11 protein-coding genes and 1 pseudogene are annotated in these 18,219 nt (G+C 67.3%); 7 read left to right on the top strand and 5 right to left on the bottom strand.

Going from position 1 to position 18,219, the window contains the following annotated elements:
- Both H5T65_03110 and H5T65_03105 read left to right on the top strand, forming a co-directional pair.
- A partial coding sequence (locus H5T65_03110; protein MBC7258214.1) for an ATP-binding cassette domain-containing protein occupies positions 1-1,094 on the top strand: 1,094 nt, incomplete at its 5' end.
- Positions 1,087-1,680: an ATP-binding cassette domain-containing protein gene (locus H5T65_03105; protein MBC7258213.1), complete on the top strand. Its 594-nt coding sequence runs from the start codon at positions 1,087-1,089 to the stop codon at positions 1,678-1,680. The genes H5T65_03110 and H5T65_03105, both read left to right, overlap by 8 nt.
- Here H5T65_03105 and H5T65_03100 read toward each other — a convergent pair.
- The 5 genes and pseudogenes from H5T65_03100 to H5T65_03080 all read right to left on the bottom strand — a co-directional run bounded on the left by H5T65_03100 (position 1,571) and on the right by H5T65_03080 (position 8,781).
- Positions 1,571-2,802 (bottom strand): annotated as a pseudogene (locus tag H5T65_03100) (IS256 family transposase). The gene H5T65_03105 and the pseudogene H5T65_03100 sit on opposite strands and share 110 nt — an antisense overlap.
- Before the next feature lie 401 nt (positions 2,803-3,203).
- Positions 3,204-5,387, bottom strand: a complete 2,184-nt coding sequence (locus tag H5T65_03095) for an exo-alpha-sialidase (GenBank protein ID MBC7258212.1) — start codon at positions 5,385-5,387, stop codon at positions 3,204-3,206.
- Positions 5,388-5,502: 115 nt separating this feature from the next.
- The gene (locus H5T65_03090; GenBank protein ID MBC7258211.1) at positions 5,503-6,579 is read right to left on the bottom strand and encodes a (Fe-S)-binding protein; all 1,077 of its coding nucleotides are present in this window, start codon (positions 6,577-6,579) and stop codon (positions 5,503-5,505) included.
- Positions 6,576-8,039, bottom strand: a complete 1,464-nt coding sequence (locus H5T65_03085; GenBank protein ID MBC7258210.1) for an FAD-binding oxidoreductase — start codon at positions 8,037-8,039, stop codon at positions 6,576-6,578. The genes H5T65_03090 and H5T65_03085 overlap by 4 nt, the downstream gene beginning before the upstream one ends.
- Before the next feature lie 34 nt (positions 8,040-8,073).
- Positions 8,074-8,781 (bottom strand): hypothetical protein, encoded by a 708-nt coding sequence (locus tag H5T65_03080; protein ID MBC7258209.1) that lies wholly within the window; start codon positions 8,779-8,781, stop codon positions 8,074-8,076.
- A 160-nt stretch (positions 8,782-8,941) separates the two neighbouring features.
- Between H5T65_03080 and H5T65_03075 the strand changes: the two genes are divergently transcribed.
- Genes H5T65_03075 through H5T65_03055 form a run of 5 tightly spaced genes read left to right on the top strand, consistent with a single transcriptional unit; the run spans position 8,942 to position 18,191 of the window.
- The gene (locus H5T65_03075) at positions 8,942-10,495 is read left to right on the top strand and encodes a hypothetical protein (protein MBC7258208.1); all 1,554 of its coding nucleotides are present in this window, start codon (positions 8,942-8,944) and stop codon (positions 10,493-10,495) included.
- Positions 10,492-12,741: a YfhO family protein gene (locus tag H5T65_03070; GenBank protein ID MBC7258207.1), complete on the top strand. Its 2,250-nt coding sequence runs from the start codon at positions 10,492-10,494 to the stop codon at positions 12,739-12,741. Before H5T65_03075 ends, H5T65_03070 begins: the two co-directional genes overlap by 4 nt.
- Complete coding sequence (locus H5T65_03065; protein ID MBC7258206.1) at positions 12,738-15,110, top strand: YfhO family protein; 2,373 nt, start codon at positions 12,738-12,740, stop codon at positions 15,108-15,110. Before H5T65_03070 ends, H5T65_03065 begins: the two co-directional genes overlap by 4 nt.
- Positions 15,107-16,711 carry a glycosyltransferase family 39 protein gene (locus H5T65_03060; GenBank protein ID MBC7258205.1) on the top strand — a complete coding sequence of 535 codons (1,605 nt, stop codon included), beginning with the start codon at positions 15,107-15,109 and terminating at the stop codon, positions 16,709-16,711. The genes H5T65_03065 and H5T65_03060 overlap by 4 nt, the downstream gene beginning before the upstream one ends.
- Positions 16,686-18,191, top strand: coding sequence for a hypothetical protein (locus H5T65_03055; protein ID MBC7258204.1), 1,506 nt, complete (start codon positions 16,686-16,688; stop codon positions 18,189-18,191). The genes H5T65_03060 and H5T65_03055 overlap by 26 nt, the downstream gene beginning before the upstream one ends.
- The last annotated feature ends 28 nt before the right edge of the window (positions 18,192-18,219 follow it).

The raw sequence follows: 18,219 nt of genomic DNA, 5'->3' as shown, positions 1-18,219 counted from the left end.
ATTCCATCAACTACGTAAGCCCTGCGGGAACCTTTAGTATCCTCATTAGCATCAACATCCTGCTGTTTGCCATCTTTGGCGGTAAGGGCACGGTGGTCGGGCCGGTGCTGGGGGCGTTGGTTCTTATCCCACTCGGTCAGTTCCTGAATATTATCCTAGTTACCGAGTTGCACGTTTTGCTGTTTGGTGTGCTTCTCATAGCGACGGTGCTCTATCTTCCGGGTGGGCTAATATCGTTGTTCGGGCGACATCGCAAGAATCACACCTCATCTGCGACGGGAGCCGGTACGCCGGAAGCGGCCTCCGCTCCTAACCTGCTCCGGCCCGAATGCCAAGATGTGGAGCACAGGCAAATCAGCGATGAGGTGATCTTGTCGGCGCAAGGTCTTGTCAAGCGCTTCGGCGGCGTGGTCGCGCTGGACGGGTGCAGTTTTGATATCCGCAAAGGCAGTATCACAGGCCTCATCGGCCCTAATGGATCTGGGAAGAGCACTGCCATCAATGTGCTTACGGGCTACTACAAGGCCGATGGGGGGAGTATTACGTTCAAGGAGCAACGTTATGCTGGGCAGAGGCCGAGCAAGATCAAGGCCATGGGAATGGCCCGCTCGTTCCAAGAGACCCGTGTTTTCGGGAGCCTGACCGTATTGGAGAATGTGATTGCTTCTGTCAGCGGGCAGTGGGGTTTCGGCCTGATGCGACGGCGCTTGCTTCCCCATGAGATTGAACGGGCGGAGGAACTCTTGAGAATCGTTGGCCTGTACGACCTGCGCCACAACCTGGCAAGCGAACTGTCGTACGGTCAGCAGAAGTTGCTGGAGTTTGCCTCGGTGGTCATGGGAGATCCCGAACTGATTCTGCTGGACGAGCCGGCGGCCGGCGTGAACCCAATCCTCGTTGAGCGCATTATGGACGTCGTCCTGCATCTGAATCAGCAAGGGAAGACTTTCGTAATCGTGGAGCACGATATGGGCGTCATCATGACCTACTGTAATCCCATCATCGTGATGGACTCGGGGCAGAAGATCGCTGAGGGTAGCCCTAGCGAGGTGCAGGCGAATCCGCGTGTAATGGAGGCGTACCTTGGTGAATGAGCCGATTCTTGTCGTAGAAGGCCTGTCCGGAGGATATCGCGAAGACTTCAAGGTGCTACGGAATATTGACCTGCATGTGTTTCCTGGTGAAATCGTCTGCCTAATCGGGCCCAATGGGGCAGGGAAGTCAACGCTGCTGAAGGCACTGTGCGGGAATCTGCCCTATGTCTACGGCAGCATCCGATTTCTCGGCAAGGAGATCAGGGGCCTCAAGCCCCATGAAAGGTTGCAACTGGGTATCTGCTACGTGCCCCAGGGACGCCGCGTCTTTGCCGGAATGACCGTGGAGGAAAACCTTCTCATGGGCGCGTATACGCTGGATGATGCACGGCTGGTACAGCAGCGTATAGAACACGTGATTGAACTGTTGGTCAAGTCCAGGATTTCCTGTAAAAGTAGCGGCGTGAAGTTTAGGCGGCAATGCGAAACTCCTCTCGTCTCTCGGTTGACCTGCCTGCATTGGGTGGTATGGGCGGAAGTCCCAACTCGCTGCGCAGCCTGCGAAGCTGCTGGCGCTCAAACTCGGTCATCTTCACCCGCCGCCATCGCTGGCTCGCTTGCCACAGGGTGGCAAACACCAACTTGAGACAACTCTTCTCGCTGAAGAAGCGAGGAATCACTTTTGTTCTCCGCCGCTCCTCCAAGAAACTGCGCTCCAACAGGTTTGTCGTTCGGATGTACTTGTGATGGGCGCTGGGACAGCGCAGGTACACGATGCAGGCCTCCCAGTCATCCATGAAACACTTCATGGCAGAGGGATACAGGTCTTGATACTTCTTGAGCACGTCGGTGGCTATCGCCTCGGCAATCTCCTGGTTCGGCGCGTAGTAGGCGCTCTGAACGGCGCGCTTCACGTCGTCTCGCGCGCTGTCTGGCACCTTGTCCAGAACATTGCGAATCTTGTGCGCCAGGCATCGCTGCCGCAGCGCATTGCCCCAAACCTCCTTCACCGCACGAATCAGCCCAGGGGCGCCGTCAGACGTGATCAGCACCGGCGTTCGCAGCCCCCGCCTCACCAAGTCCCGCAGGAAGTTCAGCCAATCTTCGTACCGCTCCTTGTTCCCCAAGGCCACGTGGATCATGACCTTGCTGCCATCGCTGCAGATAGCCCAGGCGCACAGCACCCCTTCCTTGACCCCGCCCTGTCGCCTCAACGATTCATACACCGCATCCAGGAACAGGTACTCCACCTCAATCTCCGACAAGTCCCGTTCGCAGAAGGCCTGGTACTCTTCCCACAGGACCTCGGTCAATTCGCTCACCGCGCTGCGCGACAGCAAGCACTCCCCCGTGGCATCCCGGAACGCATCCTCTATGTCTCGGGTAGAAAGCCCTCGCGTGTACATCTGCACGGCCAGACGCTCCAAGACATCGGTCCTTCCCCCAAGTACATCCTTGGCCTTGGACCGGTAGGGTTCTGTCGCGTCGCGCACTTGTGGCACTTGCAACAAGATCTCCCCCTCCGTGCTCCGGATGCGGCCCGGCTCGTACCCGTTGCGATACCCCATCCTCGGCTGGCCCGGCGGACGACGCTCATACGCTCTCGTCCAAGAAAGTCTGTAACCTCTTGTTCCAGCACTTCCTGGATAAGCAACTGGGCTCCCAAACGGAGCAGCGTGTCCGCCGGTGCGTCTTGACTCTCCAGTCCCCGCTGCAAAAGGTTGGCAATCATTTGCTTGATCTGGTCACTTGGTGCTATTCTTCTCATGGCGTGAGGTCCTTTCTGCCCGTCAGGGCTTGGTGTGTTGATCACCACCATTGTACCTCACGCCGCTTTCTTTTTACAGGAGTATACGGACATTACCTCTGGATGTCCGGTTCCTCAAGAATATTGCGCTGCAGGCAGGCCGGTTTATCTTAGGGAAAAGTTTCTTGGTATCGGCTATCAGCTTCCCGAAGAAACACCTATTATGGCAGTTCTTGCCGGCCAAACCCGAGGGGTAGCACCCATCACGGTTTGATGGGGTGCTACCCCCCAGTCCCTTGGGTCTCATAAAAGATACTTTATCACCAGATACCTACTTTGGAAAGACGAGGTTCGCTAGAACACCTCGTGCGAAACTCCCGCGCCGCGGATTTGTGCGAACCCGCGGCGCTTTGTTTCCGTCGCTATCGCGCTACGTTGCGCATGACCAGGGGCAGGAATATGCGCCCGTGAGGCAAGGGCGTGATCTTCGGCGTGGCCTTGGGCGTCGCCGTCGGGGTCGCCGTGGGCGTAGGCGTCGGCGTGCTCGTCGGCGTTGCCGTCGGGGTCGCCGCGGGCGTGTCGGTCGGCGTCGTCGTGGGCGTGGCCGTGAGCGTCGGCGCCTCGGGCCACCACGAGACCGCCCACCCATCCAACGCGGGCGAGGCGCTGCCGTCCTGCGACTCCAGCCGCGCCACCAGTTTGAGAGCGGGGTAAGCCTGCACGCTCAGCGCCGCCAGGCTGGCCCCGCTGGGGACATCCATCAGAACGGGCGCGTCCGATGCGTCGTGGACGTCCACGTGGAGGGCAGCGCCCGCCGGGATGGTAGCGGTGTACACGAGTCGGCCCCACTGGCCGAGCGGGTTGGGCGCGATGAGCACGGAAACGGCCGCGCCTGCGGGCTTGTAGCGCTGATACGACAGGCGCACCTCATCCACGCGGGGCGACACGAGATGATTCGTCGTGGCCAGGTTGGCGCGCACCTGCACGAATCGCGCGGCGGGCGCGGGCACGTCCATGCCCGACACCGACAACTCGGGCGACCAGTCGCTCCACGATGCGTCGGGGGTGGCGGTGTTGCCGCTTCGCGCCTGGAACGACAAGGTCGTGCTCGCCGGTACCGAGGCGGCCCACTCCAGCGCGCCCCACCGGGTGATGCCGCCCGTGTCCCAAACGGGCGACATGTAAATGCCCATATCCACGTAGTTGGGGTCGTAGCGGGACATGTAGATTCGCCCGGCGACTTCGCGGCGGTCTTCCCAGGCCATGTGCAGGCGCCCTGATGCCTCCGCAATGGCGGCCGGGATGCCATGCTCAAAACCGGCGCCGCCTGGGTCGGCGGGGGCAAGGGAGGACCACGTCAGCCCGCCATCGGCAGAATAGGCGTGGGCAAGATTCAGTTGTCCGCCATCATCCTCGCGGCACAGGAGGTGGACGAAAGACCCGCCCACGGCAAGCACCGGGTTGTGCTGGTCTGCGGTTGTCTGCGGCGAGAGGATGCGGACGGGTTCGGCCCACGTGTTGCCGCCGTCCGTGCTCCGGGACACGAGGATGTCGTACCCGCTGGTGGGGCGATCGCGGTTGTCCCGCCACGCCGCGATGAGCGTGCCGTCGGTCGCCACGGCCAGGGACGGCGTGTCCTGGGCGCCCGCCACGCCATTGATGCGGACGTCTATGTTCCAGTGTGCGCCGCCGTCGGTGCTGCGGTCCACGTAGATTTTCCACTCGCCGCTGCGGTCGTCGGCCCAGATGGCGTACACGGTGTTGCCTGGGCCGGCGACGATGCGCGGGGCGTCGCTGAACTGCGCGTCAGTCGCATCGCTGATGCGAAATGCGCTGCTCCAACTGGCGCTGTTGGCGTAGAACACGCCACCGAAATCTACCGCCCAGACAACGTGTATCCTGCCAGACCCAGAGCGGGCGATGTCGGGGGCTTTGTTGCCACCCGACGAAAATGAGGCCAGACTGGTGAGCGTCCAGTCGGCGCCGCCGTTGGTCGTGCGGCCGTATATGATGCTATCGCCGTTGTCGCCTTCTTTGGATTCGCGCCACGCGGCGTGAATCTCGGTGGGGCTTGCCGCGGCGATGCGGGCAGGATAGCGGTACGCCGTGGACGGGTGGGGGATGGCACGGGGCGCCGTCCAGGTAACTCCACCGTCGGACGAATAGGTGTAGAAGATTTCCCACAGGGAAGAGGCCAACACATCTTGCCACACCAGGTGAATGCCCCCATCGGCATCGTGGGCCAGCGCCGGCGATTTCTGCGCGGCCTGCTGGGTGGGCGAATAGACCCGCGTCGGCGCGGAGAAGCCGGCCGCCGCCAGTTCCACGGCGTCCCCCTGCGTAACGACCCGCGTCCCGCTGAGGGTGCCGGCTGCGAAGTCGGCGGCGGTGGTCTGCGTCCAGGTCGCGGGTTCCTGCGCGAGCAGGAGATTGCCGTCGGCCACGAGCGTGTCGGTCATGGCCTCAAGGCTGGCGTCATCCGCAAAGGTGTCGTGCCACCAGGACTCACCGGTGCTTGGGGCGGCGGATGCAGCGAGGAGTGCCGCGGCCAGCGCGGCGAATACAAACAATGCGGTGGCGATGCGCGCGATGTGCGGTTTTGTCATGATTGCTCCGTCCGAAATTGGGATAGGCTGCCAACGGCCAGCACGCAGTGCCCTGTAGCCAGCCGTTCTCTTGCTACAACGCACGCTGTTCGCGGCAGGTGCGGCAACACGCGCCCTACGCGCCCAGCGCCTTGTCCAGGAGTTGCCACAGGTCCAGCACGTCCACGAACTTGTCCACCTCGTTGGCCAGGCGGCCCGCGCCTCGGAGCAGGGTGGGCGTGCACGTCGGGCAGACCGTGATGACGGTCTCGGCGCCGACGGCCAGCGCGTCGCGGATGCGGTTCTTGGCGATCTCCGCCGACAGTTTCGGGTTGACGGCGGTAACGCCGCCCCCTCCCCCGCAGCATGTGCTGAACGTGCGGTTGTGCTCCATTTCCACCAGGTTGATGCCCAGGGCGCGGATGATCTGCCTGGGCTCCTCAAAGACGCCCAACATGCGCCCCAGATGGCACGGGTCGTGGTAGGTGGCCGTCATGGCGACGGGCTCCAGCCGCAGGTCGCCCAGGCGCTCGGCCACGGCGACGATGGCCGGCTTCACCCGTAGCCCGTACTTGTCGCGCAAGGTGATGGTGCAGGTCGGACACAGGGTGAGAATCTCCTGGTCGGCGTAGGGCGCATAGACCTGTCGGAATCGTTCCTGCGCGCGGGCGAACCCCTCCGAGTCGCCGGTGGCTTCCACCACGTAGCCGCAGCAGACCTCGTCGGTGATGAGCGGGTCAAAGCCGGCCTTGTCCAGCACCGACAGAACCGTGTTGACCTCGGCGGGCTTGCTTTGATACAAACACCCCAGGTACAGCGGCGTTGTGCCCTCGCGTCGGATGGCCGTCGTGCGCGGGAAGAGGTAGCCTTCGGCCAGAATCTGCGCGGCGTTGGCCTGATGCTTGGGCGCGCGGAAGCCCGCCTCGGCCAGCGTCTCGCGCAGCGCGGTGATGATCTCCACATTGTGGAGGGCGCAGCGGGCGGCGCAGTAGCCGCACAGGAGGCACTCGTCGGCCATGCGCGCCATCTCCTCGTCGGGCTCAAGCGTGCCCTCCAGCAAGCCCCGCGCCACCAGCATCTTGCCCCGACAGGAGTAGGTTTCGTATCCCTCCACGCGGTACACGGGGCACTCCTCGCGGCAGAAGCCGCAGCGGGTGCGGTTGCAGGTGTAGATGTCATCTATGTACGGCATGAGGGCGTCTTGCGCAGTCATCGCAGCCACCTCGTCTCAAATTTCTTGCCAGGGTTCATGATGCCCGCAGGGTCAAACAGGGCCTTGACCTGCCGCATGTATTCCAGACTCGGGCCGTGCTCCAGGATGCTGAACCCGCCCAGGCGGTCGCCGTCGCCGATGTACGAACTCATGGTCCCCTCCAGTTCCACGGCCATCTGGCTCATCTCGCGCACGTACTCGTAGAAGTTGCGGATGTTCTCCTCGGTGGAGTCATCCACGAAGACGGCGAAACTGATGCTGGCGGTGGATTTGTTGGGCGCTTCATTGTACACGGTCATGCCCAGGACGTCCTGATGCCACTTCGCGGCGATTTCGCGGAAGCGGGCGTAGGCCTCGTCCAGGCGGCCGATGGGCAGGCCCAGGTCGGCGGCGCCGAACTTCTTGACCCGCTGGCTGTCGGGCCATTTCTGCTTGAACGGGATGAACTCCAGGCGATGCTTGGAGTCCCACCACCCGTCCACCATCTCCTGCTCGCGCACCATCTCGGCCCCGTACTCCTCCTGCAGGATGCGCGTGGTCTTGTCCATGCTGAAGTCCACCACGTCGGGGTCGCCGGCCCAGGAGATGAACAGGATGGCCTGCGCCCAGTCGGGCACCTGGGGTTCGCGGTGATACTTCTCGCGGTACGAGTGGGTGTAGAAGTGCAGGCGCTCGCGGTCGTTCATGTGGGCGCTGTCAATAGCAAGGCCCGCCGCCAGGAGCCGCTCCAGGGCCTTCGCGCCTTCGTTCAGGCTGCGGAGCAGGTACCCGCGCACCTGGCGGGTCTGGGGCAGCGGGAAGACGCGCAACGTGGCCTCGGTTACTACGCCCAACGTCCCCTCGGATCCGACGACAAGTTCCATGAGTTTGTAGCCCGTGGACGTGAACGAAGCCTTGCGGCGTCCCAGTCGGATGGCCTCGCCCCGCCCCGTAACCAGCACCAGGTTGGTGAGGTTCTCCAGAATCTTGCCGTAGCGGATGCCGAACGTGGAGTCGTTGTCGCAACCGATGCACGCGCCGATGGTGCAGGCGCGCTTGCTTTCGGGCTGGTGGGGGAACCACAGGTTGTGGCGGGCCAGGTGCTCGTTGAGCGTCCAGACGGTGATCCCCGCCCCGACGGTAACGGACAGGTTTTGCAGGTCCAGTTCCAGGATTTGGTTCAGTCCTTTGGTCTCCACCATGATGCCGCCGCGCCAGGCCGCCACGCCCCCACCCATGCCGGTGCCGCCGGCGAAGGGCACGACGGGCAGGTTGTACCGCAGCGCCACCTGCACCAACTGGACGACCTCATCGGTGTTGTGCGGAATGACGACGAGGTCGGGCAGGTCTTGCGCCGAGCGGTGGCGGGGGCTCCAGTCGCGGCTGTAGGCCATGCGGTGCATGGGCGAGACAGTAACTCGCTCCCCGAAGATGGCTTGCAAATCCTCAAAGGCGCGTTGGATGTAGGTATCGGTGGACATCGCATCACTCCTTTGTGAATGCATGGCTCGGGTTCTATCCCTCAACGTGCAGGATGCGCTCGCACGAGGGGCAAAAGGCCACTTGGGAGCGGTCGCGGGCCTGCTGCGCGATGGCGATGGGCACCGAAACGCCACAGGCGCTGCACACGTTGGCGCGGGTCAGTAACGCGACCGGGCGGTTGCCTTTGCGGCACGCCAGGTACTCGTAGAGGCTTACGCTCTCGGGGTTGAGGGCGGCGCGGATTTGCGCGATGGTGCCATCCAGCGCGGCAATGCGCCGCTCAAGTTCCTCGCGTTGGCGCGTGAGGTCCGCAACCTGAACCTCGCGCTGCGCCGTAACCTCGGCGAGGCGAGCGCTGGCGGCGGCGTGCTGCGCCTGGGCCTCCTCCAAGCGGATGAGCGCCTCAAGTAGGTCGTCTTCCAACCGCGCGATGCGGCGCTGGAGGGCTTCGCTTTCGCTCTGAAGGCCGGCCAGTTCTTTGGGATTGGTAACCTTGCCGCTGAACATGCGCTCCTCGGTGTTGGCCCGCTTGGTCTTGACGCTCTGGATTTCCAGTTCCAGTTCGCGGACGGCCGTCTGCGCCTGGGTCAAAGCGGCCTGGGCGGCTTTGGCCTGGGCGTCGGCGGCTGCCACCTGGGAGGAGTCTCCGAGGGTGGCGATGACCTGCGCGAGCCGTTGGGCGCAATCGGCCCGTTCCAGTTCGGCCTGCTGGAGGCGGTACAGGGTCGGCGTGATTTCCACTGGGCCCCTCGCGTGCGTGTTGGCGCATTTGCGCGGCCCATTATACCATGAGGGGCAAGGCGAGGCAATTGCGGGTGTGGCGGCGCTGCGCCCACCGGCCCGTTGACGCCAGGCCAGTTCGTGGTAGAATGCACGCGCGACATTGCAACCGGAGAGTTCTATGCCCACCCGCGAGCCGAACGAGCGTCTCTGGATCGCGCTTTGCGTCTGCGCGCTGCTGGCGCTGACTCTTGTCCCCTATGCCGTCGCATGGCTTGCCGCTCCGAACGGGCTGGTGTTCACCGGCGTGCTGTACAACCCCTGGGACGGCCACTCGTACCTGGCCAAGATGCGGCAGGGCTGGGACGGCGCGTGGCTGTTCCATCTACCGTTCACCGAGGAACCCCACGACGGCGCGTTCATCTTCACGTTCTACCTGCTGCTCGGACATCTGGCGCGGGCGCTGGGTCTGTCGCTCCCCCTGACCTTCCACCTGGCGCGGCTTCTCGCGTCGGCCTTCATGTGCGCCTTGGTGTGGCGCTTGTTGGGGCGGTTCTTCGGCGGCGCGGCGCGGCGGCGAGCCTTCCTGCTCACGGCGCTGGGCGCGGGGTTTGGCTGGCTGTTCCCGACCGCCGACCCGCTCCTGCCCGACCTGTGGATTCCCGAGGCGTTTGCGTTCTACAGCGCGCTGTCCAACCCGCACTTTCCGCTGGCCATCGGGCTGATGGCGGCGCTGGCCGACATGAGCCTGGCCGACGGGCGGCCTGGGCGGCTGGCGTGGGCGGCGGCGTGCGGGCTGACGATGGCGGTGGTGCAGCCGCTGGCCCTGCCGGTCATCGTGGCGGTGCTGGGGGCCTACGCGATGCTGCAACGCCTTCGGCAGCAGGGCTGGCGAAGGCCGCTGGGCGTCGCCGTTGTGGCCGGCGTGGCAGGCGCGCCCGTGCTGGGGTACGACGCCTGGGTGTACGGCGCGAACGGGGCGCTGGCGGCGTGGTCGGCGCAAAACGTTACCGCGTCGCCGCCCGCGTGGCACTGGCTGGCCGGCTACGGGTTGATGGCGGCGCTGGCGGCGGTGGGCGTTTGGGCGGCCCTGCGGCAACGGCCCTCGCCGCTGGATTTGGTGTTGGTGTGGGTTGGCGTCGCGGCTGTGGGGATGTACGTCCCATTTGCGCTTCAGCGGCGATTCTCCATCGGGCTGGAGGTTCCGGTCGGGATTCTGGCCGCGGCGGGGTTCGGCGCCTTGACCGCGCGGGCGAAGCCGCGCCTGGGGAATCTCGCGTTCGCCGTGGTGCAGGCGGCGGCGAGCCTGTCCTCGGCGATGCTGCTGATCCTGGGCATCGTGGGCGCGGTCGGCGGCGAGGCGCGCGTGTTCGTGAGCGGCGACGAGGCGTGCGCGCTGACCGCGCTTCGGGATGCCAGCGGCGGGCGCGGAGTCGTGGCGGCGTCGCCGACGCTTAGCACCATCGTGCCCGGGTGGGCCGGCAACCCGGTGGTGTACGGCCATCCCTATGAGACGATTCGCGCTGCGGAGAAGAAAGCCGCGCTGGAGCGATTCTTTGCGCAGGCCGACGAGAGTGCGTGCCGCCGCTTTCTCGCCGAGCACGGCGTGGCGTTCGTGATCTGGGGGCCCAGGGAGAAGGCGATGGCGGCGTCGTTCTCGCCGCAGGCTATAGGGCTGCGCCTGTTGGCGCGGTGCGGGACGGTTGAGGTGTGGGCCTCAGGGGAGCGGCCATGAGGACGACCCGTCGCGAGTGGGTGTGGGCTGCGCTCCTCATCGGCGCCCTGACGCTCATCAGCCTGTGGCCGCTGCCCATCCATGCCGACCGCCTCATCATGCCGGCGCGAGGGGAGTTCTCGGACCTGGCCATCAGCCACTGGCCGATGGAGTCGCTCCTTCGGGAGTCGGTTCGGGGGCGGGGCGAGTGGCCGTTCTGGATGGCAACGTATTTCAGCGGCCAGCCGCTAGCGGGCAACCCACTGGCGGGCTTCCACTACCCGCCGAACTGGCTCCATGCTGCCTTGCCCACGGAGACGGCCTTCGCCGTGTTGGCGCTTCTACACGTGGGATTCGGCGCGCTGGGCATGTTCGCGCTGATGCGGAGAGGCGCAGGGCTGTCGGCGGAAGGGGCGCTGCTGTCGGCTGTGGTCTTCTCCTTCGGGGCGCGCCTGGCGGCCCATCTGGGCGCTGGACATGTGAGCATCGTGTACGGGTGGGCGTGGCTGCCCTGGGCGGCGTGGGCGGCGCTTGCCGCGCGTTCCTGGCGCGACGGCTGGCGGCTGGGCCTCCTGCTCGCGGCGGCTTTCCTCGCCGACGTGCGCATGGGCTACTACGCGGTGTTGACTGCCGCGGCCATCGGGCTGGCGCGCGGGATAACGAGCCTGTCGCGGCGCCCATCGGTGTTATGGCGGCAATGGAGCGCGACGATCATCGCCGTGGCGCTGGCTTTCGCAGGCGGGTCGGCTATTCTTGCCCTGCCCTTGGCGGAATTGCTGGGTCAGGCCACGCGTGCCGCGTTGTCGCCCCAGGAGGCCATGGCCCTGTCGCTGCCGCCCGCTGCCCTGCTCGGGGCGGCGCTGCCGCTGGAACCCGCCACGCACGAGTGGGCCACGTACCTGGGGGCCACGGCGATCGCGCCGGCGGTCTTGGCGATCTGGGGGCCGCGCCGCAGGATGGCCTGCACGCTGTCGGGATGCGCAGTTCTTGCGGCGGCGCTGGCCCTGGGCGCGCACACGCCGCTCTACGGCCTGGCGCTCCATGTGCTGCCGGGCCTGGGCCTGTTGCGGGTTCCGGCGCGGTTCTGGATTCTGGCGCTGGGGTGCGTGAGCGCGCTCGCGGGGATGGACCTGGACGCAACCGCTGCCATTTGCCGCGACCCGCAGGCGAGGCGGCCGGCAAGCCTGGCGCTGGGCGCGACGCTGACCGCTCTCGGCGCGCTGGGCGGGTTCGCAGCGGCAGCGGGGCTTGGCGAGGTCGGTGCCCACCTGCGTTTCGGGATCGCGGGCGCGGTCGGCGTGGTCTCGTTGGCGCTGGCCATGCGGGGCCGAGCCGCCCGAATCGCCGCCGTCCTGGTCCTGTGCGCGGCATTTGCGGATGCAACCGGCGCGGCGCGGGCCTGGTGGCATCTGGCGACGGTGGACGAGGTGGTCGCGCCGGGGCGGGACGCCGCCGCGTACCTGGCGAGCCTGCCAGACCGTGGGCGCATCTACTCGCCCAGTTACAGCGTCCCGCAGCAGACGGCATGGCGCTACGGTTTGGAGATGGCGGACGGGGTGGATCCGACCCAACTGCGCCGCTACCGCGATTTCATGGCGCTGGCCGGGGGCTATGCGGATGCCGGGTACAGGGTTACCATTCCGCCGTTCCCGCCCGACGCGCCGACGGAAACGGCTTTTTCCGACAGCCAGCCCAGCGCCCGCCTGTTGGGCCTGCTGAACGTAACGCACCTGGCGGCGGCATTCCCGGTGCAGGTGGACGGCTGGGAGTTCGTTGGGCGGGTGGCGGACGCGTACGTGTACCGGAATACGCAGGCCATGCCGCGGGCGTGGCTTGTGCACGAAACGCAAGCGTGCGGCGACGCCGAGGCGTTGGGCCGACTCGCGCAGTTGGATTTGGCGCGGCAGGCCGTGATCGGCGCCGAATGGTCGGGATTCGCCGCCACCGCCGGCGGGGACGCCGCCGACGACAGGGTGCGGGTGGTGGCCCGCTCTCCGAACAGTCTGGAGTTGGACGTGCAGGCTTCGGGGCCGGGGGCGCTGGTGGTAAGCGAAATCTGGTATCCTGGGTGGCGCGCTTGGGTGGACGGGCGGCCCGCGCCAGTGATGCGGGCGGATTTTCTCCTACGCGCCGTGCCGATTGACGAGGCAGGGGCGCATCGCGTCCGTTTGGCCTACGCGCCGATTTGGTTCTACGCGGGCGCGGCGGTCTCGGCGCTGACGTTCCTCGCCTATGGCGTCGCGACGGCGTTCGGAGGGAAGCGATGAGGCGAGTGGCCTGGCGGGATGCGGTTGGTGTCGGCGCCGTTGTGCTGGCCTCGGCGCTGGTGTCCTGGGACTTGCTGTTCGGGGGCCGCGTGCTCTACTGGGGCACGGCGTCGCTCCAGTTCCTGCCGTGGCACCGGTTGGTGGCCGACGCCATACGCAGCGGCCACGCGCCGCTGTGGACGCACGCCCTGGGCAACGGCGCGCCGCTCTTGGCAAACCTCCAGTCGGCGGCGCTGTACCCGCTGAACTGGTTGTACCTGGCGCTGCCGACTGCCCAGGCGATGAGCACGCTGTTCGCGTTGCATCTGGCGCTGGCGGGGGTGTTCGCCTACGCGCTGGCGCGGGCGTGGGGCTTGCGGCCGGCGGCCGCGTTGGTGGCGGGCCTGGCCTACGGGTTGGCGGGGTTTGTGGTCTCGCGGGCGCAGTTCGGCAGCATGACGAGCGCCTACCCCTGGTTGCCGGCCAGCGTCCTGATGGCGGAGCGGCTATGTCGGCGGCCATCGCTCACGCGGGCGGTCGGGCTGGCGCTGACGCTGGCGGTGTTCCTGTGCGCCGGCCACGCGCAGATGCTGTACTACGCGCTGCTGTTCCTCGGCGCGTATGCGCTATGGCGGGGCTGGGGGGGACTTCCCGATGCGCGACGGGCGCGGGGAAGCCTGGCCGCAGTGGGTTGGCTGGGACTAGCCGTCGCGTTGGTCTTGCTCCTGGGCGCGGCGCAGGCGCTGCCCACGGCGGAACTCCTGGCGCAGTCGCAGCGCCCGTCAGGCCCCGACTACGAGCGCGCCATGACCTACTCGCTCTGGCCGTGGCATCTCCTGGCGTTCCTCGTGCCCGACTTGTTCGGCAATCCCGCGCAGGGCAACTATTGGGGATACGCCAACTACTGGGAGGACTGCGGCTTCATCGGCGTGCTGCCGCTTGTGCTGGCCGCGCTGGTGGGCGCGAGCAGCCTCGCCCGACGGTTCGCCCGCAAGCCGCCTCGCCCCGATTCGGTTCCGGCCGGCCCGACGCCGACGGGCTTTCTGCTGGCGGTTGCCGTGGTCGCGGTGGCGATGGCGCTGGGAAGCCACAGTCCGCTGTACCTGCTGGCGTACCGATGGTTTCCCGGCGTTGCCTGGTTCCAGGCGCCCGCGCGGTTCCTGTTCCTGTACACCTTCGCGGCGGCGATGCTGGCCGGATTCGGGGCCGAGCGCCTGTCCCCTTCGCGGGCATGGGTCTTCTGGGGGCGGCTGACGCTGGCCGGCGGGTTGGCGGCCTCGGCGATGCTGGCTATCCTTCAGAAGGTGCCCCCCTTCAGCGAGAGCACGTTTCCGGCGGCGCTGTTGAGGCTGGCGGCGACGGCGGCGGCCATCGGCGCGTGGGCAGCGGCGTGCCCCAGGCGAGGCGATCCGCGCCGCGTGGCCGCATGGAGGTGGGCGGCGGTGGTCATCGTGCTGGTGGATTTGGCCACATTCGGGCGGCCGCTCATCCCAAGCGCGCCGCAGAGCGCCTTCGCGGGCGATGCCGACATCCCGACGTTCCTACGCCAGGCGTCGGGCACGTCGCGAATTCTCACCACGGAGTCCTACGAGTACAACACGATGTTCTCCGGCTTCACGCGCTTCGCCGACCTCGGGCCGCAGGACGAGGCGACCGTCAGAGGACTGCGGGCCAGCCTGTTGCCCAACCTGTGCGCCCTTGAGGGGATTGAGACGGCCAGCAACTACGACCCGCTGCTGGACGCGCACCATGTGGAACTGCGGCGGCGCGCCGAGTCGGCGGCGGGCGACGCGCAGAAGCGCCTGTTGGGGCTGATGAACGTGCGGTATGTCATTTCGCGCACGCCGATCGCGGGGCTGCGCGTCGCGCGGGACACGCCAGGCATGGTCATCGGCGAGAACGACGCGGTGTTCCCGCGCGTGCGCGTCGTGTCGTGCGCGCGGCGGGTTTCCACGCCCGACGAGTGGGATCGCATCCTGCGCGAGGGCGACTTCCGTCCCGACTGCGTTTGGCTGGAATCACCGCCCGCGCTCACAACCGGAGGCGCGGAAGCGGGGACGGTGCTCTCATGGGCAGCGTCGCAGAACGGCCTGTCGGTTCGCGCGCGCACGGATGGGCCTGCCTACCTGGTGGTGAGCGAGACGTACCATCGCGGCTGGCGCGCGTGGGACAACAGCGCGCCGGTTCCCGTGCTGCGCGCGGACTACGCATTCATGGCCGTGCCCATGAGCCGGTCTGGGGAGCACGTCGTGGAGTTGCGGTTTGCGCCGGCGACGTGGCGCGTCGGTTGCGGTGTCTCCGCCGGAGCGGCGGCATTGGCGGCGGGGGTGCTCCTTTGGCCTCTGGCGCGGCGCAGGCGAAAGGCAGTCGGAGGAGGTGCGCGGGAATGAACACCGTCGCGCGGCCCGGCAGGCAGTGGGTTGCCCTCGCGGCGTTAGTCGTCGCGGGGTTGGCGCTGGCGTTGCTCCTGCACCTGCCCAAGCGAAGCCCCGGCTACATGGACGCCTACTACCACCTGACGATGGGCGAGCGCATCGCCGGCGGGCAGGGGTTCACCGAGCCGTTCGTGTGGAACTACCTGGACGCGCCCGAGGACATCCCGCACCCCAGCCACCTGTACTGGGCGCCGTTGCCGAGCATCCTGGCGGCAGGAGCCATTCGGCTGTTCGGGGATTCCTACGACGCCGCCAGTTTGCCGTTCATCGTGTGCGCGGCAGCGCTGCCCCTGCTCACCTTTGGCCTGGCGCGGCAGATGGGCGCAATCCCGCGCGAGGCGGCGGCGTCGGCGCTCCTGACGCTGCTCGCCGGCTTCTACGCGGCCTACTGGACGTCGCCGGACAGTTTCGCGCCGTTCGCGGTGGCGGGGTGCGGCGCGTTGTGGCTGATGTCGCGGGCGCACGAGCGCAGGTGGCGGGCGCTGGCGGCAGGCGTTTGCGCGGGGCTGGGGCACCTGGCGCGGCCCGACGGGGTGCTGCTGATTCTGGTCGGCATGTTGGGTTTGTTGTGGGCGGGGGCGCGGGGCATCATGGGGCGCAGGGCGGCTGCGCGCGCGGCGCTCTGGATGCTCGTGGGGTACGCGGCGGTCATGGGGCCGTGGTTCGCGCGCAACTGGGCAGTCGCCGGTTCGCCCCTGGCGGGAGGTGGGCTGAGCGCCTTGTTCCTCCGCGACTACGACGAACTGTACGCGGCGCGGCACATTCCAACCCTTGCCGATTACCTGTCGTGGGGCTTCGCCTCCATCGTTGCGTCCAAGGCGACCGCGCTGGTGTCCAACCTCATCACGCTGGTGGGGGCGCTCCTCGTGGTGCTGGTCGGGCCGTCGGCCTGGGGGCTGTGGGCGGCGCGGCGGCGCGTCTCCCTGTGGCCGGCGATGGCGTTCGGGACGCTGCTGCTCGTGGCGATGAGTTTCGCCTTCACCTTTCCGGGGGTGCGGGGCAGTTTCTTCCACTCGGCGGGGGCGCTGGTGCCGTTCCTGTTCGCGGCGGTCTTCCCGGGCCTGCGCGCGGGTATAGCATGGGCAGGCGCGCGGCGCGCGTCATGGAACGCGACGCAAGCCTATCGCGTCTTCGCAGTGGCGCTGGTGGCGATGGCGGTGGCCGTCAGCGGGGTGCTGTACGCGCGGGCCATCGGAGGCAGGCCACCGGCGGTGGCGCCGTGGAACCTGCGCTACGATGCGTATCCCGTGGTGGCCCGATGGCTGGACGCCCACGCCGAGGCCGCTGACCGCGTCATGGTCGGCGATCCGCCGGCGTTCTACTACTACGCCGGGCGCGAGTGCGTCGCGATCCCGTCGGACGGCATGGAGGCTCTACGCTTCGTGCAGGCCAAGTACGGCGTCCGCTGGCTGGTGTTGGAGTACAATCATCCGCGCTTTCTGAACACAATCTACGATAAGGGCCAGACGCCGCCGGGCTGGATCTTGCGGCAGGTGTTCTACGATGCTCTGGGGGAGAAGGTCGTGCTGTATGAAATGGCCGAAGGGGAGCGATAGGGGCATTCTTGCAGCGGCGGTGGTCGGGGTGGCGGGGGCGCTGGCCTACGTGGGCTACGCGGCGGCGCAAGGCTACCCCGGCTTCCCCCTGGACGACGGCTGGATTCACCAGACCTACGCGCGCAACCTGGTGGAGACGGGGGCCTGGGCCTACGTTCCGGGCGAGGTGAGCGCAGGCTCCACCGCGCCGCTGTGGACGCTGGCGCTGGCGCTGGGGTATGCGTTGGGCGCGCCTTTCCGCGTGTGGACGGCGGTCGTGGGCGGCCTGTCGCTGGGGGCGGTGGCTGTGGTCGCGGGTTGGGTTGCGCGGCGGCTGTTCCCGGGCCTCGGCGTGGGCTGGGTTGCGGCGCTGGCGTGTGCCCTGGAGTGGCATCTGCTTTGGGCCGGGGCGTCGGGGATGGAGACGGCGCTGTTCGCGGCGCTGGCGCTGGCCGTGCTGGGCGGCGCAATGGCCCTGGCACGGGATGATCGCGCGCGGGCATGGCTGGGCTGGGGGCTGCTGGGCGGCGCGGCGTTCCTCACGCGGCCCGAGGGGTTGCTTCCGCTGGGGTTGGGCGGGGCGTGCCTGCTGACAGTTCGGCGCGGCGACTGGGCGCACGGCAGGCGCGGCGCGGCCCTGATGCGCTACGGGCTGGCGGTGGGCGGCTTCCTTCTACTCGCCGTCCCCTATCTTCTATTCAACTGGAAGGCGTCGGGGGCGATCCTGCCCAACACGTTCTACGCCAAGCAGGCCGAGTATCGCGAGGTCGCCGAGGCAGTGCCGTGGCTGGTGCGGCTGATGCGGGTGGCGGGGGTGCAGTTCGTGGGGGGCATGGTGCTGCTGGTGCCCGGCATGGCCTTGGCGTGGCGGGACATCGGCAGGCGGCGCGACTGGATGGGGTTCCTGCCGCTGCTGTGGTGGGCGGCCACCGTGGTGCTGTACGCGACGCGCCTGCCGGTAACGTACCAGCACGGGCGGTACGAGATGCCGGTGATTCCCGCGCTGTTGGTCTATGGCGCGCCAGGCACGGCGTTGCTGGCAGCGAGGGCGAAAGGTCGGGCGGGACGCATCCTGTCGCGCGCGCTGGCGCTGGCGGCGTGCGCGGTGCTGGCGGTGTTTGTGCTCGTGGGCGCGCGGGCATACCTGGCCGACGTCCGCATCATTGACACCGAGATGGTGGATGTGGCGCAGTGGCTGGATCGCAACACGCCCAGCGATGCCCTCATCGCGGCGCACGACATCGGGGCGGTGGGATACTTCACGCGGCGGCGCCTGGTGGACTTGGCGGGGCTGGTCAGCCCGGAGGTGGTGCCGTTCATCCGCGACGAGGGCCGCCTGTACGAGTACATTCGGGCGCGGGGGGCCTCGTACCTGGTAACGTTTCCGTCGTGGTATCCGGAGATGACGGCGCGGCCCGACGTGGTCATGGTCTATCAGACGCGCTCGCCGTGGACGATTCAGGCGGGTGGCGATAACATGGCCGTCTACCGGCTGCGGTGAGCGCGCGGGCGATTTTGTTGGGTTGCGG

The organism is Chloroflexota bacterium (assembly GCA_014360805.1).
In the GTDB taxonomy this organism is placed as follows: Bacteria; Chloroflexota; Anaerolineae; order DTLA01; family DTLA01; genus DTLA01.
The sequence above is the reverse complement of the archived record's forward strand: the minus strand, read 5'-3'. Positions and strand labels throughout refer to the sequence as shown.